Source organism: Christiangramia marina (genome assembly GCF_048285865.1).
GTDB classification, from domain to species: domain Bacteria; phylum Bacteroidota; class Bacteroidia; order Flavobacteriales; family Flavobacteriaceae; genus Christiangramia; species Christiangramia marina.
In genome coordinates this window covers 1-302 of the sequence record NZ_JBLVTK010000052.1, presented here as the reverse complement: position 1 = coordinate 302, position 302 = coordinate 1, and the positions used below count along the sequence as shown (strand labels likewise).

General features: G+C 43.7%; 1 pseudogene. It reads left to right on the top strand.

Going from position 1 to position 302, the window contains the following annotated elements:
* Nucleotides 1-302, top strand: a pseudogene (locus ACNKXS_RS15265) (hypothetical protein); the annotation flags it as partial.

Here is a 302-nt window from a genome sequence, read left to right as displayed (position 1 = left end):
GATGCTGATTCAGAATGTGTATCAGACAATACAACGGTAACTATAATTATTGATGGAACGGTGGAAGCTGGAACTGGTGGTAGTGATCGATTCTGTATTGATGAAGACCTGAGTTCAGTGAGTCTGTTTGGCCTGGTTACTGGCGGAGATGCCGGTGGTGTCTGGACAGATGCTTCAGATGTATCAGTATCAGATCCAATAGACCTAAGCAGTTATACTGCGGGCACCTATGTATTTACCTATACGGTAAGTCCGGAGGATGTAGATTCAGAGTGTCCATCAGACAATACAACAGTAAGTAT